The following is a 25,314-nucleotide window of genomic DNA, read 5'->3' as shown; positions in this document are numbered from 1 at the left end:
GATGAAAACAGAAATCATTCAGTATGCCTGTCATCAATGCGGAAAGATCCATGAGATGCCAGCCATCCGCATCGCCGATGAGACGATGAAGAATGAAGTGCTCCACACAGAGATCTTCCAGACCAGATGTCCTTCCTGCAATGCAGAGAATGCGATCTATTATCCGATGGCTTATATCAGCCGCACGGATCGCTATCTGATTCAGCTCGTCAATCCTTCCGAAGAGAGCGCAGATCCGGTGTCTGAATTCCTGGAGGAGTTCGATCCGGAGGAGAAAGAAGAGCTTCTGAAGAACTATGAAATCCGCACGGTGATCAATTCCAATCAGCTTGCGGAGAAGATCATGATCTTCGATCAGCAGCGCGATGATCATGTCATTGAACTATGCAAGGTGATCTTGAAAGGGAGCCTCATGAACCAGTATCCCGGCCTGAAGGTCAAGAATCTTTACTATTCTTTCCTGGCCGGACAGAAAGAAGCACAGCTCTCCATTGAGACTGACGACGGGTTCGGCCAGGCAGTGCAGCTGCCGGAAGAACTCTATGAAGGCATCCTCTCCGATGCGATTCCGAAGCTTCCCGAAAAGCTGCGCCATACGAGAGAAGTCGATGAAGACTGGGCATTTGCGGCAATGGGCTATGACCCTTACGCAAAGCCTTCTCAATCTTAAGCAATCATTAAGAGGCTCTTTCCGGTTTCCCTGCTAGAATCAGAGATAGAAGAGGGGAGGAATCCTCATGAAGAAAACAATCATAGCCAGCGTGATGCTGGTGCTCAGCCTGACCATGGCAGGATGTTCTGGAAAGAAGAGCGATCCGGCGGTTTCCGTGCCGCCATCTGAAAAACCGACGGCTGCCCCGGTTCAGACTTCAACCCCGGAACCGACTCCATCTCCATCTGCGTCCGCGACGCCAGAGCCGACAGCCTCTGCATCTCCCGCGCCGACCGCTTCTGTAGCATCCGCTTCCTATGAAGCTTCCTCCATCGGAACCTTTAAAGTCACGGTAAGCGGTCTGAACATCCGCTCTGGTCCGTCCGTCTCTGAAAAATCACTCGGCAAGGCATCGGAGGGGAAAACCTATTCCATCTATGCGGTGAAAGAAGCAGGCGGCTATACGTGGTATCAGATTGGGACCGGGCAGTGGATTGCCGACCAGGGCAGCTGGGGTGTCTATCAGCCTTCTTCGATCCGCACGGTCGAAGACCTGAGCGGTAGCACTTCGAAGCAGGTTTCCGGAGCAGGCGGATATGTGACTATCGGCTCTTCTGCAATCCATATCCGCAGTGCTCATTCTGTCTCTGCAGGCATCATCGGAAAGGCTTCTCCTGGTCAGAACTATCCGGTCTATGAAGTCTATCATGGCGATTCTTCCTATGACTGGATCCGCATCGCGGATGGCCAGTGGATTGCCACGGATAAAGCGTGGACATGGGTGAAATCGACCGAATACAGCAAGTCTTCTTCATCAGCCTCGTCCGGAACGATCACAGTTCATGAGCGCATCCGGATCCGCTCTGATCATTCTGCTTCTGCGTCCGTTCTCGGAAAGACTGCATCCGGGGAAACATATCCGGTCTATGAGGTGTATCACGATGATCCCTCTTATGACTGGATCCGGATCGGCGAAGGAAAATGGATCGCCACCGATAAAGCATGGACCTGGGTCAGCGAAAATCGCTGATCCTTTTTCTCTTCTCTGCTACAATTGACCCATGACCAGTGAAAAGACATTTTCCTTTACCTGCCCGAAATGCCGGCATACGGAAACGATCCCGGAATACTCTGCGATCAATCCAGAAGAATTTCCGGAACTGAAAGAACGGATTCTGGATGGCAGTCTCTTCTCGTTCACGTGCAGCCATTGCGGCTTCTCGGCATTGATCCGCTATGAATGCGTCTATGCAGACCCGAAGCATAAGCTTCTCATCCATCTGCCGGAAGATCCGGATCATCCCGATCTTTCGAGAGAACAGGAATATCCGGGCTATCTGATCCGCCGGGTCAGCGATCCCAATGAGATGATGGAGAAGATCCTGATTGCTGAAGAAGGCCTCGATGACCGGGCGGTGGAACTGGAAAAACATCTGATGGAAGAAGCTATTCTGAACGAACAGCCTGATCTGAAGATCCAGACCATGTACTTCATGCCGGCCGAAGGCGGATATCACTTTGCAGTGCTTACGGAAGAAGGCTTTTCCGGTTCCGTTCCGATGGACCGCAATACGTATCAGAGAATCGAAAAGGAAGTGCTGCCGGAGCTTTCGGCAGAGATGAAAGCATCTGTGATCGTCAATGCGGCATGGGCCGCATTTGCCTCAGCATCACTGGAAGAGACAGGAGAATGAACATGTACCGGGTAATCACGATTTATGAACTGAGCGAAGGAACTGATCTTTCCGATGCACTGGAATGCATCGAGCGGCAGATCTCTGAATGCATGTCAGTCCCTCACTGCGAGATCGGCGCCGATCCGGATAAAAACCGCGTTTCGCTGATTGCGGACTATGAAACCGCTGCAGATGCCATGAGCTGGGAAAGCAGCAGGCAGAAACGCAATATCTCGTTTGAACTGAACGAACCGGAAGAAACCTCGATCCGCTATTACCGCGAAGGCTGAGCAGCAGCCTCAATGCACAGCAGATCAGGATGAGCATCTCCCTGACCGCAGAGCACCTGCGAGATGAAGAAGTCCGGACCGATATCCCATCCGTCCTTTCTGCATCCTTCTTTCAGCTCTTCTGCTTCTTTTCTGCTGAAGAGCTCAGAAGCGGAATGGCGGACGAGCTTGCGCAGATAGATCCCCGGAGCCAGCGCAATGCCGGCTTTTTCATTCTTCCGGGGTGAGCGCCAGCAGATGATTCCAAGATCCTGGAAGAACGTTTCTCCAAGATGAAGCCGGACTACCGGCAGACCGGCAGAAGAACTGTTTCCCGTTCCCGGCAGATAGCACGAAGCAGGGCGTTCGGAGATCTCCTGCATGTTTTCTTGTTTCAGAAGTGGAAACAGGGCCTGCAGCCGCTTTGCATTCTCCAGCCGTTCGGCAGCCCATTCTGCTTCTTCCTGCAGCTGTGCGATACCCTGGCTCAGTTCTGTTTCTGCCTGCAGAAGATCCTGCTTGCGGAACATCTTCGCAATCGTATCGAGATCCACGCCCATGCTGTTGTACTGATGGGCGAGTATAATCTGATGAATCTCGTGCATCCCGTATTCCCGATAGTGATTGCCTGGATTCCGGGCCGGGGAAAGGATGCCTTTCTTCTCGTAGAACCGGATCATATCTCTGGAAACCCCGGTTGCTCTGCTTGCTTCAAGAATATTCATCGTACCCCCCCTTGACCTTGGAACAGTTCCAACGTTTAAAGTATAAACGTGAATCAGCTCACAAGGGAGGAAAAGATGAGAAAATCTCTGATCACTTTGCTTTCGGCCTTAATGGCAGTATCCCTGGCCGGATGCAGTTCTTCATCCGCAGCAGCATCTGCTTCTGCCAGCGCTTCGGCCCTCTATACGGCCGGAACCTACACGGCCAGTGCCAGCGGCCACAGCAGCGACGTCACCGTCACTGCAGAATTCAGCTCCGATGCCATCAAATCTGTCACGATTGACGCATCCGGAGAAACCGAGTCCATCGGCGGTGCCGCCGTCGAGGACCTGCAGAACGAAATCATGTCTGCACAGTCTGCTGACATCGATGCGGTTTCCGGTGCTACCGAGACTTCCAATGCCGTTAAGACCGCTATGGCAGACGTCATTGCCCAGGCCAAGGGAGAAGATACCAGTACTGCCGCAAAGACCAGCCTGAAAGACGGCACCTATACGGAAACGGTCGCCAGCTTCGGCGTCACCGGCATGATGACCGGCGATGTCACGATCCAGGATCAGAAGATCACGGACATCAAGATCACCAAGGAAACCGACTCTGCAACCGGGCAGTGGTTCTCGGTTGCTGAGAGCCTGCTGATCCCGCGCATCATCGATGCACAGTCTCTCGATGTCGACTCCATCACCGGTGCTACGACTTCATCCGGTGCAATCAAGAACATCGTCGCTGCTGCCATCAATGATGCCGGCGGCAATGATACCGAATGGCGCACTTCCGTCGAGAAGAAGACCGATACGGTCGTCAAGGACGGCTATGACGTCATCGTCGTCGGCCTCGGCGGATCCGGCCTCATGGCTTATGCAGCAGCAGCCAAGGCAGGCGCTTCAGTCTTCGGCATCGAAGCAGCCGGCGAGATCGGCGGAAACTCCGCTTCCGTCTACGGCCCGATGGCACTCAATTCCAAGAACCTTGCTGAGAAGTACAACAATGGCGAAGACTACATCGATGAAGACGATGTCTACAAGACCTGGCTCGAATATGTAGGAACTGATGAGAAGGCAGACGTCATCAAGGAAGCAGTCTACCAGAGCGGTTCCGCACTGGACTATTACATGGATAATTTCGACTACAGCTTCGATGGCTTGAATGGCCTGCTTGGCAGCTTCGTGCGGACCGACTGGGACAAGGAATGGACCGTCTACACTGCTGACGAGAACAATACGAAGTGGTATGCATTCGGACCGGATCATACATATCAGTTCCGCAATGCCCTTGAGAAGGCAAAGGCAATGAACGAGAAGAACGACTACATGACCGAGCTTACTGCCGAAGAGCTCATCACGGATGACAATGGAAACGTCACCGGTGTCCGTGCTCAGTATTACGATGGAACCACCTATGAGATCTACGGCAGAACCGTAATCCTCGCTACCGGCGGCTTCCTCGGAAATGATGACATGATGAAGGAAGTATACGGCAGCACCGTTCATACGATCGGCGATACCGTGAACAAGGGAACTGGCATCCAGATGGGTCAGAGCGTCGGCGGCGCAACGTATGCACTCGGCACTCTGCCGATGATCCACGTCTCCCAGGTTCCGAACATCATCCGCGATGATACGCTGACCGCAGATCAGAAGGCAATTCTCTCCGCGATCGCTACGACTTCCGATGCCAAGGAGATCGATGAGACCGGCGCAATTCTCGGCACAACGGATGAGTCCGGCACCACGAACAGCGAGCTGACCGTCGGCATCGCCTATGCACCGGGCTTCCATTACTACAATGCCTATACGGAAGAAGATCTTGAGAAGATGAAGACCGAAGGCCTCTCGGAAACGACTGCAGCAGTATCGATCTTCGGCCTGAATCAGGGCGGCACCGTTCCGGCAGCAGGAACTCCGATTGAAGACCTCGACACGATCGTCGATGCGGCAATCGCAACGAATAATGCATGGTCCGGCACTCCGGCAGAACTTGCCGAAAAGCTCGGCATGGATGCTGACAAGCTCACCGCATCACTCGGCGATGCAGACCAGACATATTATCTGTTCGAATGCGCAGGCTATTCTTATGGCACGGTCGGCGGACTCGATGTCGATGTGAACATGAATGTCCTGAAGGAAGACGGCACTCCGATCACGAATCTGTTCGCAGTCGGTCAGGACAGCGAAGGCGTCTGCAACAAAGAGGGTGAAGCTTATTCTCCTTGGGGCGGACAGGCTCAGTCCTGGACATTCGTCTCCGGCAAGATCGCCGGCGAAGCTGCTGCTTCTCTGGCGGCTGGTTCCGCTAACTGAATCATTTCCTGAAAGAGGCGCGCTGCCCTCATGCATGCATGAGACTGCAGCAGCCTCTTTTTTCATATGAAAAGGGACTGCACTGCGAATAAAGTGGTCCCTGTAGAAAGGACAGCACTCTGACAGTGCTGAGGTCCTCCTGCAGGGGCCATTTTTATGGGCAGAAAATCCAGAAAACGCAATCCTAAAACTGATTATGTATTCTTCTCTCCAGAGGAAATCCAGATTCTCCAGGCTAATCCGAATGTGAAATTCATCCGGACGAATCACATCGCATTCACCTATGAGTTCAGATGCCGGATGTATGACTGGTATGTCTCTCATCACGAGATCCGCAAGTTCCTGGAGAACAATGGAATCTCCACGAAAATGATAGGGAACCAAGTGATTAAGAAACTGACTGAGAATTTCAGAAAACATGGTCACCCCACCAATGGAAATGGGCCTTCGATTTCTGTTTCTGCGCCGAAGCTTTCAGAAGAAGAAATCCAGCTGCTCATTGACACCGGAGTATTCGTCAGAGCTCGTGGCGGCATCTCTTTTTCAGATGCGTTCGTTAAAGAAGCGATAAGGAGATATCCTGGCACTGACCTTAGAACGCTTCTGAAGGAGCACGGCATTGATCCGAACCGGATCGGTTATCAGAGAATCCATAGGCTTAAACTCCTTCTGGAAGGAAAATTACCTGTTACGGGTAAATTTTTCCGTTCCGATGAAGTGATTTCTGAACTGAAGAGCTGTTCCTGGGTCAGAACAGTCACCCGGAAAAAACTTTCCCTCCGATCAGAATTCTATGAATGTGCTTATCTGATCAGAGACCTTCCGATTCTGGATGTAATGCAGGTATTTGAGATTCCTGCAGACTTGCTCAGCGCGGGAGAACTGATGCGGATTCGATATAAGCTTCTGCACTGGAAGCCGGATCGTGTTAACAGAAAGGTTCATCTTGCCGCTCTGGATCTCAGCACCGCGAAGAAACTGTGCGAGCTGATGGAGAAGATGGAAGAGAGAAAAATGAGTGAGCTAAGAGAAAGCCTTCGTATTACTTCTCCTGAGACTCTCCGGAAAGTGTGTGATCTCATTCATGATCAGGTGAAAGCCTTCCCTTACGTCAGAGGATTCTCGATCAGCGGTGCGTGCAGAATCCTCGGCTTCAGCCACTCTCGCTTCTATCGTCTGAGATACTATGTTTCCAACGGAAAACAGCGTCAGGATGAGAAAGACATTGAACGGATCAGGAAAGTGATTGAATACCGCGGATATCCGAAAGGAACCCGCATGGTGACCATGATGATGCCGAAGCTGCAGAAGACGGTCATGAACCGCAAGAAAGTTCAGAGGCTGATGAGAAAGGCCGGACTGCTGTGTACGGTCAGAGCACCGAAGAAATCCAGGCAGGCAGCCAGAGAACTGCTTCAGAGGAACCGGAAAGAGAATGTGCTGAAGCGCAGATTTCGTCTTGGGAAACCTTATGAACAGGTCATGACAGATGTCACCTATATCAAAGACTGCCGGGGAAATACTTCCTATTACTCTCCGATCAAAGACAGTGTTTCCGGCCTGATTCTGTCTTCTGCAGTAAGCGATACACAGGATCTGAACCTTACTGATGAGATGCTGAGCGGAATCATGAAAGATCAGGATCAGAATACCGTCTGTTCGACAGGAATGGTATTTCATTCCGATCAGGGGGCACTGTATCTTTCCGATGCGTTTCAGAAGAAGCTGAAGAAGATGGGATTCGTTCAGTCCATGTCACGGCGTGGAAACTGCTGGGATAACGCATCCATGGAATCCTTCTTCGGGCATATGAAAGATGAAGCTGACTTCTCCGATGCCCATGATACGTCTGAGATCCGGCAGAAAATCAATGACTACATTGACTATTACAACTTTGAACGGCCGCAATGGAACCGCGGCAGAAAGACACCGATGGACTTTGCCGTCTATCTGAACAATCTTTCTGAGCAGGAATACCAGGAATACCTTTCCAGGGAACAGGCAAAGTATGACCGCATGATGGCCAGGTCTGCAGAAAAGGCACGGAAGCACGCTGCAGATCTTGGTGCTGTGATACCATCGGAATCATAGAGAGGTAATAGAGATGGGTAAGAAGAAAACGAAGTATTACGAGAAACGCAGTGCCATTCAGGAAATTGCAGAGAAGAACGAATACGTGAAGGACATTCACGGAACGAATCTGATCTACAAGACGGAGTTCTATATCAGGATGTGTCAGCAGATGAACAAAGGAATGACGGGAGTGGAAGCTTATGAATCACTCGGCTTCCCGGTAAAGGAACTGGGTACTGATCGTGCAAACAGTGCTGCCAAGCGTGCCAGAGAGATGGAGAAAGACGGATCGTTCGTTGATCCTTCCAGATTTGACGGGAGTATTCCCCGTGATGAGATGGGAGATCTGACGCCGGAGGAAGAAGCCGCTTATTACAAAGCACGGACAGCTTATCTGGAAGCACTGCTCGAACTGGAAAAAAAAGTACACGAACTATTGGCGGAGACGAATACATCATCGAATCCGAACTGAAGAACCATCAGAAGTTCAGAATGGTGTATTACACTCTTCAGAAGCAGGAGACTCAGCCAGCAGGACATGTTCATCAGTTCTCGGCATCAGATCTGTTCCGGATCTTCGGCTGCAGTTCCAGCGGCTATTACAGCTGGAAGAAACGATTTGAGAATCCTGTGGAAACGAAAACGCAGAAAGAAGACCGGGAGATCAAGGAGAAGATGATCTCAATCATCCATAAGCACTGCGGAATTCCCGGAGCGCGGACCTTCCGTACTTACCTGTGGCGTGATTACGATCTCAGGGTGAGCAGAAAACGGATCACCAGACTGATGAAAGAAATGCGCATTACCGCATATGTCCCTCATAAAGATGCCTATAAGGGACAGGCAACTCATTTCCATCCATGTGATGCCAAGCAGAACTATGTCGATCGTGACTTCGGTGACAGCCCGCGGAAAGTGATCCTGACAGACATTACCTATCTCTACTATGGAAGTAATCGCGAGCTCTGCTATCTGTGTGCGTTCAAGGATGGATTCACGAGGGAAATCCTGGGATCAGCAGTAAGCAGGCATATGGATGTCTCTCTGGTTACAGAAGCCTATCACCGTATGATGGACCAGCATCGCAGCGAACTGAATCATCCGGACGCTCTGATTCATTCCGATCAGGGGAGTCAGTACCTGTCCGTTACCTTTCAGAAGCTGCTCGAAGATGACGGCTTCGTGCAGTCCATGTCCAGGCGAGGGAACAGCCAGGACAACGCACCGATGGAATCCTTCTTCGGAAGAATGAAGTGCCAGCTTCTGAAGCTGATCGAGATGTGTCCGGACTATCAGACAGTCAGAGATCTGATTGCAGGCTATATGCACCACTACAATGAGAAAGCTTATCAGTATGATCTTGCCGGTCTTACTCCTGCGGAGTTCTATCAGTACAAGACTACAGGAGTCTATCCATTAGATAACTACTACGGTATCGCAGGAGATCGGATGAGGCCGGTTGAAAGCCTGGTAGAGGATCATCTGAACTATCTGAAGAAGAAGCGGGAAGAAAACGTTCAGAAGAAGAAGGAAGCAGAAAAGAAGCTCCTTCCGATGCACATCATTGCGACAGATCAGAAGAAGCTGAAGAAAGAAATTCAGAAACTGAATACGCTCATTGAAGACTCCAATGAGGAAATCAGAGAACTGGAAGCACTTCTGGAGCGAGTGAGAGCAGCAGGAAAAGCTTACGAAACAGCAGATGAAGAACTGAAGAAGAAGCTTGAGAATCCGCAGGAATGGAAGAACACACCGCCATTTGACTACGTCACAGAAATGGACGCTCTTTACTGATACAGGCACAGAAAGAATAGAGCAGCTTACTTCCCCTGGCCAGAAGATGTTTTCGTCATGCGCAGAATGAATCATCCGAGCACTGATGATCCGGAAACATCTCTCTGAAACCTGCTGAATACAGAAAGAAGACAGCTATGATTCAGCTGTCTTCCGTCTTGATCAATGCATGTGACCCTCAGAAACCCGAACTGTCAGAAAACTGTCCTTGACAACGGGGCCACTTTAGAATGCCGTCCTTTCCGCTCTTATAGAAAACGGCCTTTCTCCCCATGAGCTTCAGCCATGGGGAGAAAGGCCGCTGTACCCGTATCATATAAGCAGAAAGGAGGTGACGTCATGTATCTGACGCAGACAAACTACATTCGGCATCTGCCGAAGGACCAGTACGAAGCGATCCTTGAGATGTGTGCATATGCAAATAATCTGTACAACGTTGGACTGTACCAGATCCGCCAGTATTTCTTTGCAACGAACAAGTATCTGCGGTACGAAGAAAACTACCATCTCTGCAAGGACAATGAGAATTACAAGCTGTTACAAGCTGGTGTTTCTCAGCAGATCTTGCGGACGTGTGATCATGCCTTCAGGTCTTTCTTTGCGCTGCTGAGCAAAAAGAAGTCCGGCTGTTACGACAAGAAAGTGCGTATTCCGCACTACCGCACGAAAGGCGGAAAGTATCTGCTGGTGCTTTCAGCGAACGCAATCAGCATCAAAAACGGCAATCTGATCGTTCCGATGAGTCGTGCGTTTTCAAAGCAGCATCCGGACCTGGATTCCATATGTATTCCAGTACCTGACCGAATTTCAGGAAAGCACATCGCTGAAGTCCGCATCGTGCCTGTTCTGAACGGCAAGGCACTGAAGATTCAATACTGCTACGAGCAGGAAGACGAGCCGCAGAATCTGAATGCGGACAATGTATTAGCCATTGATGTCGGTCTCGACAATCTTGCGTCGTGTGTGACAACCACAGGGACGTCCTTCATCGTTGACGGACGTAAGCTCAAATCAATCAACCAGTGGTACAACAAGCAGCTTGCACACTATGCATCGATCAAAGACCATCAGAACGTCAAAGGCTTTACAGCTCGCATGAGCCGCATCACAGACAAGCGTAACCGGCAGGTGACAGACTACATGCACAAGGCGGCACGCCATATCGTTGATTACTGCATTGCCAATGATATCGGCACGCTTATTGTCGGACACAACGCTGATCAGAAACGGGCTGTCAACATGGGGAAAGCGAACAATCAGAAGTTTGTTCAGATCCCGTTTGACCAGCTTCGCACGTACTTAAAAACGCTGTGCGAACGATACGGCATTGCGTACATCGAAACGGAAGAATCCTACACGTCAAAGGCATCGTTCTTAGACGGTGACGAGATTCCCGTGTACGATGCAAAGCATCCGTATACCAGTTCATTTTCCGGCAAACGCATCAAACGCGGACTGTACCGTACCAAAGAAAACACGCTCGTCAATGCGGACATCAACGGAGCGTGCAACATTGCCAGGTAAGCAGAACCTCGGCATCGAGGGACTGTGCAGCGGGCTTTTGGCAAGCCCTTTGAGAATAAGGATTGCGTAAGCAGTCAGACTTCTCAAGAATCCCACGTGCTTTAGCCGTGGGAGTGTCAATCGTAGCTCTTGCGCTTCATTGCCTGCATTTTGCGGTATTTCAGCGGACTCATTCCGGTCATGCCGGCAAAGCGGGTGCTGAAGGCACTTACATCCCGGAACCCGAGTTCCGAAGCGATCTGCGCAATCGGTTCGTCCGTCATTTCCAGAAGTTCCTTCGCTTTGCTGATGCGGCAGCTGAGCAGGTAATTATACGGAGTCGTTCCGTTGACATAGCGGAACATCTTCACGAAATACGACTGTGACATGCGTGAGAGCTTCAGCAGGTCGTCCATATCCAGATTCTCCGTGTAATGTGTGCGGATATAGGCAGCCGTCGCTTCCATCTGCTCCCGGTTGTTTTCGCCGAGCTGATGGATCTGGTTCACGGCCATCGCGGTCAGAATCTGATCGGCTGCCAGACTTGCTTTCAGAATGGTCTCGGTAGACCGATTCTCCATGCTGTCAACGATACTGCTGAAGGATTCCTCCCAGAGTGATTCAGAAAGATCGCAGACCGCAGCTTTCGAATTATTCTGAAGGATCGGTGCTAATCCCTTCATGCCGCTGCCGGTGATCATGATCCACTGCACATGCCAGGGATGCTCGAAGGAAGAGATCGTGATCGGCTGGCTCATGTCCATCATGACAGCCTGGTTCTTCTTCAGCAGGAATTCCAGAGAATCCTGCCGGACTCTTCCGATTCCGTTCAGCGAATAAAGCACGACCCGGCAGCTGCGCCGGAAAGACTGCAGTACGAAGCCTTCGCCAGCGTGGAAATCTGCGGCCTTGAAAACGGAAAAAGGAAGAGCCTGTGAGAACTCTTCCGGAGTGCATCGCAGGATGCGGCTGCCTTCCGCAAGACCATTTCTTGATTCAGCCATGAATTAATCCCCCTAGGTTTCAGAAACCTCACAATTATTTTAAGCGAAAACTGACCGTGAGTACTGCAAAATTGCACCATTTCTGAAGAACGTGCTGAAAACGCGTTGTTCATCTGCTTTCAGCTGTTCTAAAATGAAAAAAGATCTGAAGAAATCTATGATCTCCGGGAGGAAAGAAGACGGATGAACTTTCGTATTTCTATAAGGATTCTGCTTGCGGCGATGCTGGCGCTCTATGGCTGCAGCGCTCCGGCTGCTTCCGGGAACTCCTCACCATCTTCCTTACCTTCCGAAGAAGCCTACGCTTCCCGGGAAGACGAACTCCTTTCCTCCATGAGCTTACGGGAAAAACTGGAGCAGATGATTATCATTGATGTCCGTACCTGGAACGGTTCTGATTTCACGGAGATGAATGAGGAAGCCGCCCAGCTGTTTCAGGACTATCACTTCGGCGGCGTGATTCTGTTCTCTGAGAATTACAGCGATGCAGCGGGAACCGCCGGACTGATTCTATCGATGCAGCAGCTCAATCAGGCATCCGGGGGCTATGGCATGTTCATCGGCATCGATCAGGAAGGGGGCGTCGTCTGCCGCCTGAAAGACGGAACTTCCATGCCAGGCAATATGGCACTGGCTGCCTCCGGAAATCCGGACCATGCAGAACAGGCCGCAGAGGTGATCGGCGAAGAGCTGAGTGTCTTAGGCATTAATACCGACTTCGCACCGGATGCTGATGTCAATTCCAATCCGGCCAATCCGGTCATCGGCGTTCGTTCCTTCAGCGAGGATCCGGAAACCGCCGGGACTTATGCGCTTGCTTATCAGAAAGGCTTGAATCAGAACAATATCATTGCCTGCTGGAAACATTTCCCTGGCCATGGCGATACGTCGGAGGACTCCCATACCAGTCTTCCTTCCGTAGATAAATCCCTTGCCGAACTGGAAAAGACAGAACTCGTTCCGTTCCGGATGGGCATTGACTCCGGAATAGAGATGGTGATGAGTGCGCATATCCAGTTTCCGGAAGAAGAAAGAGAAACTGCCATCAGCCAGAAAGACGGCAGGGAAATCGTTCTTCCTGCATCGCTTTCGCATGCCATTCTGACAGATTATCTGAGAGGAACGATGGGCTATGAAGGCGTCATCACGACCGACAGCCTGCAGATGGACGCGATCGCACAGAACTTCACGAAAGATGATGCCGCAAGACTTGCCATCCAGGCAGGGGCGGATATTCTGCTGATGCCGATCGCCATGAGCGGGAAGGATTCCATCGATCAGATGAATCAGTATCTGGACTCGCTGGAAGCGATGGTGAAGGATGGAACCATTTCCGAAGAGCAGATTGATGAATCGGTGCTCCGCATTCTGAAGCTGAAGCAGTCCCGCGGCATCCTGGAACAGGATTACAGCACGATTGATGCAGACCAGCAGAAAGAACGCGCTGCGGAAATCGTCGGCAGCGAAGATCATCATGAAACGGAACGGAAGCTTGCGGATGACGCAGTGACAGTCCTGGCCGGCAGAGATTCTCTTCCGTTTGATCCGGCTGGAAAAAGAGTCGTCTTTGCCGGTGCTCAGCAGAGCGAAACCAATGCTCTGGAATACGGGTGGTACCGCCTGAAACAGGAAGGACATGCAGAAGGAGAAGCCGTATTCCTGAATTATGACTTCGGAAGAAATCTCAACGCCCTGAAGCAGGCGGTCTCAGATGCAGACCTCGTGGTGATCACAAGCTGGTATGACAACCTCACGCAGCTGGATCCGGAAGAATCTTCGATGATTCCTTCAGTACAGGAAATCACGGAGCTTGCAAAGGAGAAAGGAATTCCATGTGCAGTCATCTCAGCCGGGGTTCCGTACGACTGTTCCAGCTATCCGGATGCGTCGATTCTCGCTGCGGTCTATAACCCGACCGGAGTGTCTTCACTGAACGAAGATCATCAGCCGGAAGGAACTTACGGGCCGAATATTCCGGCTGCTCTGGATGTCTTATTCGGAGAAGCAGAAGGGACTGGTACACTTCCGGTAACCATCCCGGAACGGGATGGAAAGCAGTTCACGGATACCCCAGCATATGAGCGAGGAGCAGGACAGACCGAGTGAAAATTTTCACGGAAAACATTCTGCAAAGCTGCTTGCAATTCCTGCGGAGGTCTGATACTATAGGTAGGCACTGAATTTGATGTGCACATGCGCCGATAGCTCAACTGGATAGAGCATTTGACTACGAATCAAAAGGTTGCGGGTTCGACTCCTGTTCGGCGCACCATTATCGGGATGTAGCACAGCTTGGTAGTGCACTTGATTTGGGATCAAGGGGTCACAGGTTCAAATCCTGCCATCCCGACCATATGCTATGGCGAGGTAGCTCAGTTGGCTAGAGCAATCGGTTCATACCCGGAAGATCGTGAGTTCGAGTCTCACCCTCGCTACCATTCCTGAGTCAGGTTTCAATCGATTGGAACCTTAGCTCAATCGGTTAGAGCTGTCGGCCCATAACCGACTGGTTGCAGGTTCGAGTCCTGCAGGTTCCACTGGACTGGAGGAATACCCAAGCGGTTGAAGGGACCGGTCTTGAAAACCGGCAGGTCATGCAAGTGGCGCCTGGGTTCGAATCCCAGTTCCTCCGCCATCGATTCTGTTACATCCTGATTCAAGTTTTATTTCACATCGCGAGGTAGAGCAGCCTGGTAGCTCGTCGGGCCCATAACCCGGAGGTCGTTGGTTCAAATCCTTCCCTCGCAACCATTGGTCCTGTAGCTCAGTCGGTAGAGCACGGCACTGAAAATGCCGGTGTCGGCAGTTCAATTCTGCCTGGGACCACCATCAGAAAAAGCTGAACATGCATGAAGATGCGGTTCAGCTTTTTTGACACTTCCGGATTTCTGCCTGGAAAAACGTTTCTTGAACAGGATGATTGCATTCTATAATAAGTAACATGAAAAACGTACTGATGATCGGCGCATCGGCTGCAGATCTTGCAGCTTCGGTAAAGGCGCTTCCGAAAGGCAATGAAGACCTGAATGCAGAAAGAACCTGGCTTAGGGCAGGAGGAGAGGGATATTGTGCGGCAGCAGTATTTCAGGCTCTGAATATGCCATATACGCTCCTTTCGTCTGCAGGAGAAGGGCAGTATGCAGACTTCGTGAGAGAATCCCTCAAAGCAAGGGGAATCACTCCGCCTCTGAAGGTTTCCGGCATCACCGGATGCACGTATACCATGATTGATCCGAAGGGAAATACCGGCATGATGATGGTGCCTGGTTCCGAATACAGCTTTGATGCTTCGGAACTGGAAGGAATTGATGAAAGTGAGATTTCCTGGCTGTATGTAAGCGGGGATCTCTTTGCGCATGAAGGGAAAGACGAACTGTTAAAGGTGCTGAAGAATTGGCGTGGAAAGATCTTCTTAAGGCTGGGCGAGCAGGGTGTGATGATTGATCTTCTGCTCATGAAGGCATTGTATGGGCTGCATCCGGTCATGCATCTGACAGAAGCAGAAGCCTGGACGCTGGCAAGAGGACAGGGAGACAGCCTGATTGCGATCGTGCAGTCGGTGACGAAGGAAACCGGGAATACGGTCATCGTCTATCTGCAGAATGGGGGCTGCCTCTATGCAGAGGGACGTTCCTGCATCTCGATTCCTGCTCCGAAGACGATGAATGACAAGGATCTCTCCGGCAGCGGAGCTGCTCATGCTTCGGCGTTTCTGGCAGCGGTGTGTGCAGGCATGAAGCCTCGTTCTGCTGGCTCATTTGCGGATCTTTATGCCTCCGAAGTAAGATCCTGTGAAGAGAATGTACTGCCCTCAGAAAGCGCGGGCAGAATGCGCCGCAGGATGGCGGAAATGATACTTGGAAAAGAGGTAGCTGATCCGGAATGAGCAGAGGACTGACTCAGAAGGAAGCAGATCGGCTTGCATCAGAAGGAAAGCTGAATCAGTCTCCGGAGCGGATGACAAGAACGTATCCGCAGATTGTGAAGGGCAATGTATTCACGCTGTTCAATCTGATCAATACGATTCTATTGATTCTGGTTCTCATTACCGGACAGATTTCTAATGCGCTGTTCTATCTGACGATCTGTGCCAATGCCATCATCGGAACTCTGCAGGAATTCAAGGCCAAGCAGGTCATGGACAAGATGTCCCTGCTGGTGGCTGCCGAGATTGAAGTATGCAGGGATGGAAAATGGATCGTGCTTCGTTCAGACCAGCTTGTACCAGGCGATGCGATCCGTCTGAAAAACGGCATGCAGATACCTGCTGATGCAGTTGTGGAAGAGGGCTACCTGGAAGTCAATGAAAGCATGCTGACGGGCGAGTCGAAAGCTTTGATCCGCAAGCAGGGAGACCTGCTCTATGCGGGCACGATCATCACGTCCGGCTCGGCCGAATGCACGGTTCTTCATACTGGCAAAGACAATGCGAGCGAGACGATCATGAAGGACGCCCGCAAGTACAAGCCGGCCAGATCCATGCTGCAGGAAGAACTTCAGATAATACTGCAGGTGATCACGGCTATCATCGGACCGGTAGGCGCAGCTTTGTTTCTGACTCAATACTTCGTGCTTCATCTTTCGTGGTCAGAGGCGATTCTGAAAACCGTATCCGCATTAGTTGGCATGATTCCGGAAGGACTGGTTGTCTTAACGAGTGTTGCGTTAGCAGTCAGCACGATCCGGCTGAGCCGGAACCATGTACTGGTCCAGGATCTTTATGCCATTGAATCTCTGGCCCGAGTCGATGTACTCTGCCTGGATAAGACCGGAACCCTGACCCAGGGAACCATGAAGGTCCAGGATGTGATTCCGCTGGAAGACGCAGATCTGAATCATATCAATTCCATCATGGGCAGCTATGTCCGGGTATTCTCGGAAGGAAATGCGACCGATAAAGCTCTGCATGATCACTTTGCTGAAAATAAGCTGTATGCAGAAAAAGATATGCTTCCGTTTTCTTCCGATCGCAAATATGCAGGCCTGGTGTTTGCAGGAGAAGGAAGCTTTTATCTCGGGGCTGCAAATTTCCTGTTTCCGGAGGGAATTCCGTCTCTGAATCATCGGCTTGAGGATTTTGCTGCGGCAGGATGCCGGGTTGTGATTCTTGCTCATTCCGTGGAAGACACCATTTCAAAAGATTCCCTGCCGAAAGATCTTGAACCTGTGGCCATGATCACGATCAGGGATGTGCTGCGCCCGAATGCAGAAAAGATCATCCGGTATTTCCATGATCAGGGCGTCAGCCTGAAAGTCATCTCGGGCGATGATCCGAGAACTGTTTCTGCCTTAGCACAAAGCGCCGGCATCGACCGGGCAGACCGCTATGTGGATATGAGCCAGAACCGCCATCGCAATATGAGCGGACTGACGGACTTCACGGTATTCGGCCGAGTGCTTCCGGAGCAGAAGAAGGCAATGGTGAAAGCTCTGCAGGAACAGGGCCATACGGTTGCCATGATCGGCGATGGTGTCAATGATGTGCCTGCCCTCAAAACTGCAGACGTCGGCATCGCAATGGCAGCAGGTTCTTCTGCCGCAAAAGACAGCGCCAACATCGTCCTTCTGACCAGTGACTTCGGTACTATGCCGGACATTGTCAAGGAAGGCCGCAGAGTCATCAACAACATCAGCCGGGCAAGCTCCATGTATCTGGTCAAGACCGGCTTCTCAGTACTGCTGGCAGTGCTTTATACGATCATCGGCCATCAGGAATATCCATTCCTGCCGATTCATCTTTCTCTGATCAGCACCTTCGGAGTCGGCGTCCCGACGTTCATCCTGCAGATGGAACCATCGTTTGAACGCGTGAAGGGAAGCTTTCTTTCCATAGCATTCCGCAATGCCTTTCCTTCTTCGATTACCGTATTCCTTTCTGCCGTTCTGGTTTCTCTGCTTTCCGATGTATTCCATATGCATGAAGCAAGAGCGGATATGATCTTTGTCCTGCTGACCTGCTTCACGTATCTCTATACCCTGTATAAGGTCTACTATCCTCCGACAAAGCTCAGAGTCGGAGTCATCTGGACGATGGGGGCACTGATCCTGGTCAGCCTCATTCTGTTCCAGGATGTCCTGCAGGTGCAGGCTGAATGGATTGACCTTCTGATTGTCATTCCGGGCGCAATCCTGGTGCCGGTCCTGACTGCTGCAATCAGCCGTGCCTATGACTGGACTGCATCGAAACTGAAACTGCTGAAGAGGAAGAGATGAATCACGTTCTGTTTGCCTATCACATCCGCCATACCATGCGCAGATCGCAGAAGCAGAATACCGGCATCCGCTATCTGTTTCTGGACTTTGACGGCGTCGTGAACGTTCCGCCAAAACCGGATACCGAAGAATTTCAGAAAGCCATCGCAGAGAATCGCTTTGAATTCTTCCGCCCGGAAATTGTTCAGAGAGTCGGACGGCTGTGCCTGGAGTATGATCTCTCCATCGTGATCGCTTCTTCCTGGCGATTCCTCGGCGCTGAAGCATGCATGCAGAAACTGTATGATGCAGGTCTGGACAGATCGGTGAAATCAGCCGGCACGACCCAGGAAGAAGATGCTCCGAGAGAGCAGGAAATCTCTGCCTATCTGGAAGAACATCCGGACTATGAAGCATTTCTGATCCTCGATGATATTCCGATGACGTACCTGAAGCCGTGGGCAATCTCAGTCATCAGCGAAGAAGGATTCACCGAAGCAGATGATCAGAAAGCCAGAGAACTTCTCAGTGATATGCTGAAGCAGAAATGAACTGAGAAGCAAAAGCGTGATACATGCATGAATCAGCCTCTGAATGAACCTCCTCAGAAGCTGATTTTTCTGTGCTGGATGCTCATATCAGAAATCATCTAATAAAGTTAGTCTAAACTGACATTTACCTCGCCTGAAGCAGACTGCCGTGGCAGCTTATTTATAGAATCACATTTTATGAAAGAGAAAAGCGGGAAATCCGGAAATCAGAAAAGAAGAATTCATCCATGCCGCAGAGCAGTTATTCCTGGAGAAGGGGTATGAGCATGTCTCGATCCGCAATGTGCTGGATGCGGTAGGGAATAAGACTGCTTCGCCAAGTGTCTTCTACTATTACTTTTCGTCCAGGGATGTTCTCTATCATGCATGCATCGAAGCAGCTGGGATGCTTATCTCTCGGAATGGAAAGAAGCTTTCTGCAATTCTTCCGGAACCATGGAAGATCTGCTGATTCAGATGACTCTGCTGATGGAGAAGAGCCTGAAACAATACAGCCGGTTTCTGCCTTCAGGAGCTGCTGCTATGGATCGTCTGTTCATCCTGGACGTGCGCAGCCAGGTGACCAGTGCGATGGCAGAGCTCTGGGCAGAATTTCTATATCAGAACGGAATCTGTCCCGAAGCAGAGTATCTTACCCGCGGACAGTTTCTTGCCGGCGGGATCGGGGAACTGATCTTTCAGAATCTGACGGAAGAACAGCAGGATGAAGCATTTCTTCATGCAGTAATGCATTCGATTATCTTCTTTGTCCTTTCGGCCATGAACTTTTCTGAAGAAAAGAGAAGGATGTTGCTTGCAGAACTGGAGAAGAAAAGACAGCTATGGCAAGTCTGACAGAATTTCCGCCGCCGCAAGCCAACGTATTTCAATCGTTGGTTAGGCGGGATAAAATTTGTTAACAATTTAGCTTTTGATAGCATATTACAGCTACATGGCATGCTATACAGAATATATGAAAAAAGACGAATACAGACGCACAAATACGACAGTTTCGCTGCTGAATTATCATTTCGTTTTCTGCCCTCGCTATCGCAGAAAAATGTTCGACGTTGCGGGTGTAGAAGAATACTTCAGAAAACTGTTGGCAGAAGTGTGCGGGCAGCACGATCTTCAGATCCTTGCAATGGAGTGCCATCACGATCATGTGCATCTGTTTGTTTCTGCTCCGCCCACAACGGCGCCTTATGAAATCATGAAATGGATCAAGAGCGCGACTTCCCGCAAAATCAGAATGCAGTTTCCTGCATTGAAATCGATGTCCGCCTTATGGACGCGAAGCTATTTTGTCTCAACAGCAGGGAATGTGAGTTCTGCCGCGATACAGAATTATGTAGAGACGCAGAAGACAAGACCTTAGGAGAGAGCATTTATGTTCACGGTACGGATTCCAATTGATACAGATAAATCTGCAGAAGCGCATTTCAATAAATGCTTTTTCTATGCATGGAAATCCAGCAATCTCATGGTCTGTTGTGCACAGCAGAGGATGAATGCGCTGAATTCTGATCGTGCCTATCGGAATGCAAGAGAAGAATACGGGCGCAGATTCTCAGGGAAGAAGACAGAAGACCTGAGCAAAGCTCAGAAACGCCGGAAGAAAGAACTTTCTGCGCTAATGCAGGAAAAACAGAAATCATATGGCCTCTCCAAAACAGATTTTGAAAAATACCTTTCTGTTCAGCAGCACAGATACAGTGCATGGCTTACTTCCCATCAGATGCAGGCGATCGCCGACCAGGTATGGAAAGGAGCTGAATCCGTTCTCTATGGCAAAGGCAGATCCCTGCATTTTAAGAGGCTTACGGATATGGATACCATTCCCCAGAAAGACAATAATGGGATTCGCCTGAACGGATGGAATGATCTTGTGTTTATGAAACGTCACTATGCACTGAAGGCTCCGGATTCGGCATATTTGCAGTCTGTCAGGGACAAAGGCGCCCGGGTGCGCTACTGTTATCTGAAGCGGATCGAATTCAGCAGCGGATGGAAATATTATGCCGTCATTGTATTGGAAGGCGACCCTCCGCATAAAGAAAAAACCAGACAAGGGCACAGAGTCGGCATTGACATTGGGACTTCAACGGTTGCCGCAGAATCGGAAGAAAAAGTGATGCTGGAAAATCTGGCACCGGATTCCATCCGCTATGAGAAAGAGGTCCGGCATCTGCAGGCTCTTCTTGATCATAAGATGCGAATGGCAAATCCGGATAACTATGCAGACGACGGAACTGTCCGAAAAGGTAAAAAGAAATGGCACATCTCCCGGCAGGCAAATCGTCTGAAAAAGAGAATTCGTGTTCTGCACAGAAAAGAAGCTGCTTATATCCTCTGTTCTCATCGGCGGCAGATCAACCGCATTCTGAGCAGCGCGAACGAAGTGATCGTTGAACCGGTCAGTCTGAAGGCAATGCAGAAAAGATCGAAAAAGACCGAACGGAGCGACAGGGGAGCTGCAATAAACGGAAAGATTATCCATAAGTACAAGCGGAAGAAGCGATACGGTCATTCGATTAAAAATCACGCTCCAGGCAGATTCCTTCTGGAGCTGAAGAGAAAAGCAGAAGTTATGGATATCCCGTACTATGAGATTCGGACTTCTGCATATAAAGCGTCTCAATTCCATCACGATACCGGAGAATATATTCCGTCTCCGGTGAATGAGCGATACAAGATCATTTCCGGTATCACAGTACAGAGGGATCTGTACTCTGCATTCCTGATCCGGCATACGCTTGATACGCTAAATGCGCCGGACATCGATGCATGTATTAACGATTTTGAGAAGTTTGCAGACATTTCCAACCGTGAGCTGGCGGCTATGAAGGCAGCCGGCATAAGCAATCAAGCCTGCTGGGGCTTCTGAATCCAGAAAGAGCAACCGTTCCAGACATCGGACGGGCAACACGAAAGTACGCACAGTGTGCGGAAATCCGGCGAAGCCGACTATCTGCGGAGCCTATATGCGACTGGGCGTATGTGAGATATCAAGTGCATACAAGCGGCGCTGAATACTCTGTAAGACAAGACTGTGCAATCTTTATCCGCACAGCAGGAATCCCACGAATTCTATTCGTGGGAGGATGTCAAGGAAGCAGGCTTCCATGATATCCAGACAGATACGAAGAATATCTGGCTGTGCGTGAAAGCAGTGAAGTGACTATACATGCATGAAAGAAGAACGGCCGGGAAAATGACACCGGATCAGAGAAGAAAGCACTGAAGACGATTATGTTCATCAGTGCTTTTTCGGAGAATATAACAAAAGAACGGCTTATTCAGCCGTTCTTCTATGGTGCGGACAACAGAATTCGAATCTGCACGAGTTTCCCCACTGACCCCTGAAATCAGCGCGTCTACCAGTTCCGCCATGTCCGCATTGCGTTATTTATATTACAACAACAAAAAGAAAAGTCCAGTACTTTTTTTGCATGAGATTTTTAGAAACGATGGAAAGATATTTTTCTGAGCAGACACGGAACCAGGCGTGCGGTACAATAGCGGCAGAAAACGAGGGAAAATCATTTATGCAGCGCAGTTGCGGAGTTCTTTATCCGATTTCATCTCTGCCGTCTCCTTACGGAATTGGCAGTTTTTCAGAAGAGGCCAGAGAGTTCATCCGGTTTCTGAAACAAGCCGGTCAGAGTGCCTGGCAGATTCTTCCGATCGGTCCGACCGGGTTCGGAGATTCTCCATATGCTTCCATTTCCGCTTTTGCGATCAATCCGTACTTCATCGATCTGGATCAGCTGAAAGCAGAGGAACTGCTTTCCGAAGGAGAACTGCAGGAACGTTTCTGGGGCAGCGATCCGGAGTCCGTGGATTACGGAGCGTTATATCAGAATCGCTATCTGGTTCTGAAGATTGCGGCAGACCGCTTCTTTGAACGAGGCATGGGTCAGCAGGAAGACTATCAGTCTTTCTGCAGGAAAGAGCAGTACTGGCTGGAAGACTATGCACTGTTCATGGCAATCAAGCAGCAGGAACAGGGAAAGAGCTGGCAGGAATGGGATCTTCCATTCAAGACCAGAAATAAGGACGCTCTGGAGCAGGTAGAAGAAGAACAGAAAGAACTGATTTCGTTTATCTTCTTTCAGCAGTTTGAAGCAGAGAAGATGTGGAACAGCCTGCATAAATATGCTGGAGAACATGGCATCGAAATCATCGGAGATATGCCGTTCTATGTATCTCTCGACAGTGCAGATGCCTGGGCTCATCCGGATGTCTTTGCGATGAAGAAGGACAGAACGCCGATCGAGGTGGCGGGCTGTGCGCCGGATGCGTTCAGCAGCACCGGCCAGCTGTGGGGGAATCCGGTATATGACTGGAAGAAGCCGGATCATGCAATGAGCTGGTGGATGCTGAGAATGAAGCGCAGCATGGAATTCTATGATGTGACGAGAATTGATCACTTCCATGGCTTCTCGGAGTATTACGCAATTCCGTATGGCGAGAAGACGGCAGAACATGGAACGCTCCGGAAGGGACCTGGCATGAGCTTCTTCAGGAAACTGAAGGAGGAATGTCCTTTGATTCGGCTGATTGCTGAAGACCTCGGCAATGTGACGGAAGAGAATACGAAGCTGCTGAATGATACCGGGATTCCGGGCATGAAGATTCTGGAATATGCCTTCACGTCCTGGAACAGCATCTATCTGCCATACCGGTATGATCATCATTGCGTCGTCTATACCGGAACGCATGACAATCCGCCGGTACGGGCATGGATTGAGGAGCTGAATGACGGATCCAGAGACTTCTTGCGCAGGTATCTGAATTCGATGAATTCGGATTACGGCCAGCTGACCTGGGATCTGATCCGGGAAGCGTATCGCAGCACGGCAGATCTCTGCATCATTCCGATCCAGGACTATCTGGTCAAGGGCAGGGAGGCTCAGATGAATGTGCCAGGCACCTCCGGAAACAGCTGGAGGTGGCGCGTGCTGCCGGGGTTCCTGTCAGACGATCTTGCCAGGAGTATGCATGACCTGTCAGCCCTCTACGGAAGGCTCGGATCTTCGGAAAAATAGACGAAAATTGGCCCCGAATGCGGAAAAAGCGTGTCATTTGGGGGTAAATAAGGTAAGATATTCATTGGTTGCGGAGGAGATAGTATGGATTGGAAAGCAATGCTGCCTGGTTTTGATGAGAAATATGCGAAGGTGAAGATTCGCCCGCATAAGAAGTTCGGCGGAAAGGTATATGAAGTGATTTACGGTGCCGTCGACGAAGCTCAGAATCCGGTGATGGCAAGTGAAGAGAAAGAGGACGGACATGGAAGATGGTACGGCATCGAATGCGATGGTACCTTCACGATGTTCTCCTGGAAACATCCGGCATGCGAGGGCGGAGCTCTGGAATACGGAACCGAGTTCAAGGATGATGCACTCGATCAGCTGGAGAATGGAATTGATGCAAAGCAGGAACTCTGCCGCGAAGCAGAAGCAGCTGTGAACAGCAATGCAGCAGATGCAGAAGCGAAGCTGGCAGATCTGAAGGCAAAGTATGATGCGATGCATGACTTCGGAACGCCGAAGGAAAAGGAAAGCAACGAGCGCTTTGCAAAGGCCTGCGAGCAGTTCGGCGTCAGAGCTGAGGCTGCCAAGGCAAATGCGGCTGAGAAGCAGAAGCTGGTCGATAAGGCTGCTGAGCTGAAGGAATCCACGAAGTGGAAGGATACACAGCAGGCATTCCGCGATCTGCAGGATTCCTGGGAGCAGATCGGTTCTGCCGGTGCCCAGGATGATGATCTGTGGCAGGCATTCAGCTCAGCTCGCAGAGAGTTCAATGATCGCCGCAGAGCTTACTTTGACAACCTGGATACCGTCAGAGCAGAAGCGAAGCAGAAGAAGGAAGCGCTGATTGAAGAGGCTAAGAAAGTTGCTGCGAATGTCACCAGCTACAAGGCTGCTGCAGATCAGATGAATCAGCTGATGGACAGCTGGAAGGCTGCCGGATCTGCTGGCCATGATACGGATGAGGAACTCTGGAAGGGCTTCAACGAAGCTCGTCAGGTGTTCTATGATGCGCGCCGCAAGTTCTTCGATGAGCGTGAGGCTGCCCGCAAGGCAAGTGTCGCTGCCAAGAAGAGCCTGATTGCTGAGGCAAAGGAACTGACTTCCAAGGGTGACTACTCCAAGGAGATCACCGAGCGCATGAAGCAGCTGGACAAGGAATGGAAGGCTGCCGGATACTGCGGCAAGGAAGAGGGAGACAAGCTCTGGAACGAATTCAAGACCGCTAAGGAAGCGTTCTGGGATGGCAAGCATTCTGACAGCCAGAAGCGTTTCCAGGATGCCCTGGCCCGCAAGGAAGCCAAGATCGAAGAGACCCGCAGCGAGATCAACAGCCTGCAGGTGAAGTCCTTCGAGACGGAAGATTATGACCGTATTCACAGTCTGGAACGCCAGATTGAAGCGAAGAAAGCTCTGATGGAAAACCTCAAGCAGGATGTCGAGGAACTGAAAAAGAAGATCGAACCTGCTGATGAATCCAGCGACAGCGAAGAAAACTGAAATTCCAATCCGAACCGATAGTGAAAACCGCAGAATATCTGCGGTTTTCTTGACTGAAG

Annotated in this window: 21 protein-coding genes and 8 tRNA genes; 26 read left to right on the top strand and 3 right to left on the bottom strand. The window is 50.5% G+C overall.

Annotated elements, in window-relative coordinates:
- Nucleotide 1 precedes the first annotated feature (1 nt).
- From C7E00_RS09875 to C7E00_RS09860, 4 genes are all read left to right on the top strand, one after another.
- Nucleotides 2-670, top strand: a complete 669-nt coding sequence (locus C7E00_RS09875) for a CpXC domain-containing protein (RefSeq protein ID WP_105304129.1) — start codon at nucleotides 2-4, stop codon at nucleotides 668-670.
- Between the two features lie 67 nt (nucleotides 671-737).
- On the top strand, nucleotides 738-1,682 hold the full coding sequence (locus tag C7E00_RS09870; protein ID WP_105304128.1) for a hypothetical protein: 945 nt from the start codon (nucleotides 738-740) through the stop codon (nucleotides 1,680-1,682).
- A gap of 31 nt (nucleotides 1,683-1,713) precedes the next feature.
- Nucleotides 1,714-2,346 carry a CpXC domain-containing protein gene (locus tag C7E00_RS09865; RefSeq protein ID WP_105304127.1) on the top strand — a complete coding sequence of 211 codons (633 nt, stop codon included), beginning with the start codon at nucleotides 1,714-1,716 and terminating at the stop codon, nucleotides 2,344-2,346.
- A 2-nt stretch (nucleotides 2,347-2,348) separates the two neighbouring features.
- A complete protein-coding gene (locus C7E00_RS09860; protein ID WP_105304126.1) occupies nucleotides 2,349-2,618 on the top strand; it encodes a hypothetical protein in 270 nt (89 codons plus the stop codon).
- Here C7E00_RS09860 and C7E00_RS09855 read toward each other — a convergent pair.
- Complete coding sequence (locus tag C7E00_RS09855) at nucleotides 2,603-3,322, bottom strand: MerR family transcriptional regulator (protein WP_105304125.1); 720 nt, start codon at nucleotides 3,320-3,322, stop codon at nucleotides 2,603-2,605. The two genes, C7E00_RS09860 and C7E00_RS09855, sit on opposite strands and share 16 nt — an antisense overlap.
- Before the next feature lie 75 nt (nucleotides 3,323-3,397).
- On the opposite strand from C7E00_RS09855, the gene C7E00_RS09850 reads away from it, so the two are divergent.
- The 5 genes from C7E00_RS09850 (at nucleotide 3,398) to C7E00_RS09830 (ending at nucleotide 11,014) form a co-directional block, all read left to right on the top strand.
- On the top strand, nucleotides 3,398-5,623 hold the full coding sequence (locus C7E00_RS09850) for an FAD-binding protein (RefSeq protein ID WP_105304124.1): 2,226 nt from the start codon (nucleotides 3,398-3,400) through the stop codon (nucleotides 5,621-5,623).
- A 156-nt stretch (nucleotides 5,624-5,779) separates the two neighbouring features.
- Nucleotides 5,780-7,714, top strand: coding sequence for an IS3 family transposase (locus C7E00_RS09845; RefSeq protein ID WP_105302474.1), 1,935 nt, complete (start codon nucleotides 5,780-5,782; stop codon nucleotides 7,712-7,714).
- A 13-nt stretch (nucleotides 7,715-7,727) separates the two neighbouring features.
- Nucleotides 7,728-8,168, top strand: a complete 441-nt coding sequence (locus tag C7E00_RS09840) for a hypothetical protein (protein ID WP_105302473.1) — start codon at nucleotides 7,728-7,730, stop codon at nucleotides 8,166-8,168.
- 20 nt (nucleotides 8,169-8,188) lie between these two features.
- The gene (locus C7E00_RS09835) at nucleotides 8,189-9,490 is read left to right on the top strand and encodes an IS3 family transposase (protein ID WP_105302472.1); all 1,302 of its coding nucleotides are present in this window, start codon (nucleotides 8,189-8,191) and stop codon (nucleotides 9,488-9,490) included.
- Nucleotides 9,491-9,829: 339 nt separating this feature from the next.
- Nucleotides 9,830-11,014: an RNA-guided endonuclease InsQ/TnpB family protein gene (locus tag C7E00_RS09830; RefSeq protein ID WP_204378601.1), complete on the top strand. Its 1,185-nt coding sequence runs from the start codon at nucleotides 9,830-9,832 to the stop codon at nucleotides 11,012-11,014.
- A gap of 116 nt (nucleotides 11,015-11,130) precedes the next feature.
- Here C7E00_RS09830 and C7E00_RS09825 read toward each other — a convergent pair whose 3' ends face one another.
- Nucleotides 11,131-11,997, bottom strand: a complete 867-nt coding sequence (locus C7E00_RS09825; RefSeq protein WP_105304123.1) for a helix-turn-helix transcriptional regulator — start codon at nucleotides 11,995-11,997, stop codon at nucleotides 11,131-11,133.
- A 183-nt stretch (nucleotides 11,998-12,180) separates the two neighbouring features.
- On the opposite strand from C7E00_RS09825, the gene C7E00_RS09820 reads away from it, so the two are divergent.
- The 15 genes from C7E00_RS09820 (at nucleotide 12,181) to C7E00_RS16620 (ending at nucleotide 21,900) form a co-directional block, all read left to right on the top strand.
- The gene (locus C7E00_RS09820) at nucleotides 12,181-14,103 is read left to right on the top strand and encodes a glycoside hydrolase family 3 protein (RefSeq protein ID WP_105304122.1); all 1,923 of its coding nucleotides are present in this window, start codon (nucleotides 12,181-12,183) and stop codon (nucleotides 14,101-14,103) included.
- A gap of 89 nt (nucleotides 14,104-14,192) precedes the next feature.
- Nucleotides 14,193-14,269 (top strand) — tRNA-Arg (locus C7E00_RS09815).
- Nucleotides 14,270-14,273: 4 nt separating this feature from the next.
- Nucleotides 14,274-14,350: transfer RNA gene (locus tag C7E00_RS09810), tRNA-Pro, on the top strand.
- A gap of 8 nt (nucleotides 14,351-14,358) precedes the next feature.
- Nucleotides 14,359-14,435, top strand: a tRNA-Met gene (locus C7E00_RS09805).
- Nucleotides 14,436-14,460: 25 nt separating this feature from the next.
- Nucleotides 14,461-14,534: transfer RNA gene (locus tag C7E00_RS09800), tRNA-Ile, on the top strand.
- Between the two features lie 7 nt (nucleotides 14,535-14,541).
- Nucleotides 14,542-14,632: transfer RNA gene (locus C7E00_RS09795), tRNA-Ser, on the top strand.
- Nucleotides 14,633-14,671: 39 nt separating this feature from the next.
- Nucleotides 14,672-14,748, top strand: a tRNA-Met gene (locus C7E00_RS09790).
- 2 nt (nucleotides 14,749-14,750) lie between these two features.
- Nucleotides 14,751-14,826, top strand: a tRNA-Phe gene (locus C7E00_RS09785).
- Between the two features lie 112 nt (nucleotides 14,827-14,938).
- Entirely contained in the window at nucleotides 14,939-15,883 is a 945-nt protein-coding gene (locus tag C7E00_RS09780) for a PfkB family carbohydrate kinase (protein ID WP_105304121.1), read from the top strand.
- On the top strand, nucleotides 15,880-18,210 hold the full coding sequence (locus C7E00_RS09775) for an HAD-IC family P-type ATPase (protein WP_105304120.1): 2,331 nt from the start codon (nucleotides 15,880-15,882) through the stop codon (nucleotides 18,208-18,210). The genes C7E00_RS09780 and C7E00_RS09775 overlap by 4 nt, the downstream gene beginning before the upstream one ends.
- Nucleotides 18,207-18,740, top strand: a complete 534-nt coding sequence (locus C7E00_RS09770; RefSeq protein ID WP_105304119.1) for an HAD domain-containing protein — start codon at nucleotides 18,207-18,209, stop codon at nucleotides 18,738-18,740. The genes C7E00_RS09775 and C7E00_RS09770 overlap by 4 nt, the downstream gene beginning before the upstream one ends.
- A 366-nt stretch (nucleotides 18,741-19,106) precedes the next feature.
- Nucleotides 19,107-19,574 (top strand): hypothetical protein, encoded by a 468-nt coding sequence (locus C7E00_RS09760; protein ID WP_135358205.1) that lies wholly within the window; start codon nucleotides 19,107-19,109, stop codon nucleotides 19,572-19,574.
- Nucleotides 19,575-19,692: 118 nt separating this feature from the next.
- Nucleotides 19,693-20,097 carry an IS200/IS605 family transposase gene (gene tnpA, locus C7E00_RS09755; RefSeq protein ID WP_105304116.1) on the top strand — a complete coding sequence of 135 codons (405 nt, stop codon included), beginning with the start codon at nucleotides 19,693-19,695 and terminating at the stop codon, nucleotides 20,095-20,097.
- Nucleotides 20,098-20,109: 12 nt separating this feature from the next.
- Nucleotides 20,110-21,606, top strand: coding sequence for a hypothetical protein (locus tag C7E00_RS09750; RefSeq protein ID WP_105304115.1), 1,497 nt, complete (start codon nucleotides 20,110-20,112; stop codon nucleotides 21,604-21,606).
- 165 nt (nucleotides 21,607-21,771) lie between these two features.
- Nucleotides 21,772-21,900, top strand: a complete 129-nt coding sequence (locus tag C7E00_RS16620; protein ID WP_275656062.1) for a hypothetical protein — start codon at nucleotides 21,772-21,774, stop codon at nucleotides 21,898-21,900.
- 133 nt (nucleotides 21,901-22,033) lie between these two features.
- Here C7E00_RS16620 and C7E00_RS09745 read toward each other — a convergent pair.
- Nucleotides 22,034-22,118 (bottom strand) — tRNA-Leu (locus C7E00_RS09745).
- Between the two features lie 149 nt (nucleotides 22,119-22,267).
- Between C7E00_RS09745 and malQ the strand changes: the two genes are divergently transcribed.
- Together malQ and C7E00_RS09735 are read left to right on the top strand one after the other, a co-directional pair.
- A complete protein-coding gene (gene malQ, locus C7E00_RS09740; protein WP_105304114.1) occupies nucleotides 22,268-23,770 on the top strand; it encodes a 4-alpha-glucanotransferase in 1,503 nt (500 codons plus the stop codon).
- Between the two features lie 84 nt (nucleotides 23,771-23,854).
- Entirely contained in the window at nucleotides 23,855-25,255 is a 1,401-nt protein-coding gene (locus tag C7E00_RS09735) for a DUF349 domain-containing protein (protein WP_105304113.1), read from the top strand.
- The last annotated feature ends 59 nt before the right edge of the window (nucleotides 25,256-25,314 follow it).

The sequence above is a fragment of the Anaerolactibacter massiliensis genome, from assembly GCF_900290205.1.
GTDB classification, from domain to species: domain Bacteria; phylum Bacillota_I; class Bacilli_A; order Erysipelotrichales; family Erysipelotrichaceae; genus Bulleidia; species Bulleidia intestinalis.
This window is presented reverse-complemented; position numbering and strand designations above follow the sequence as displayed.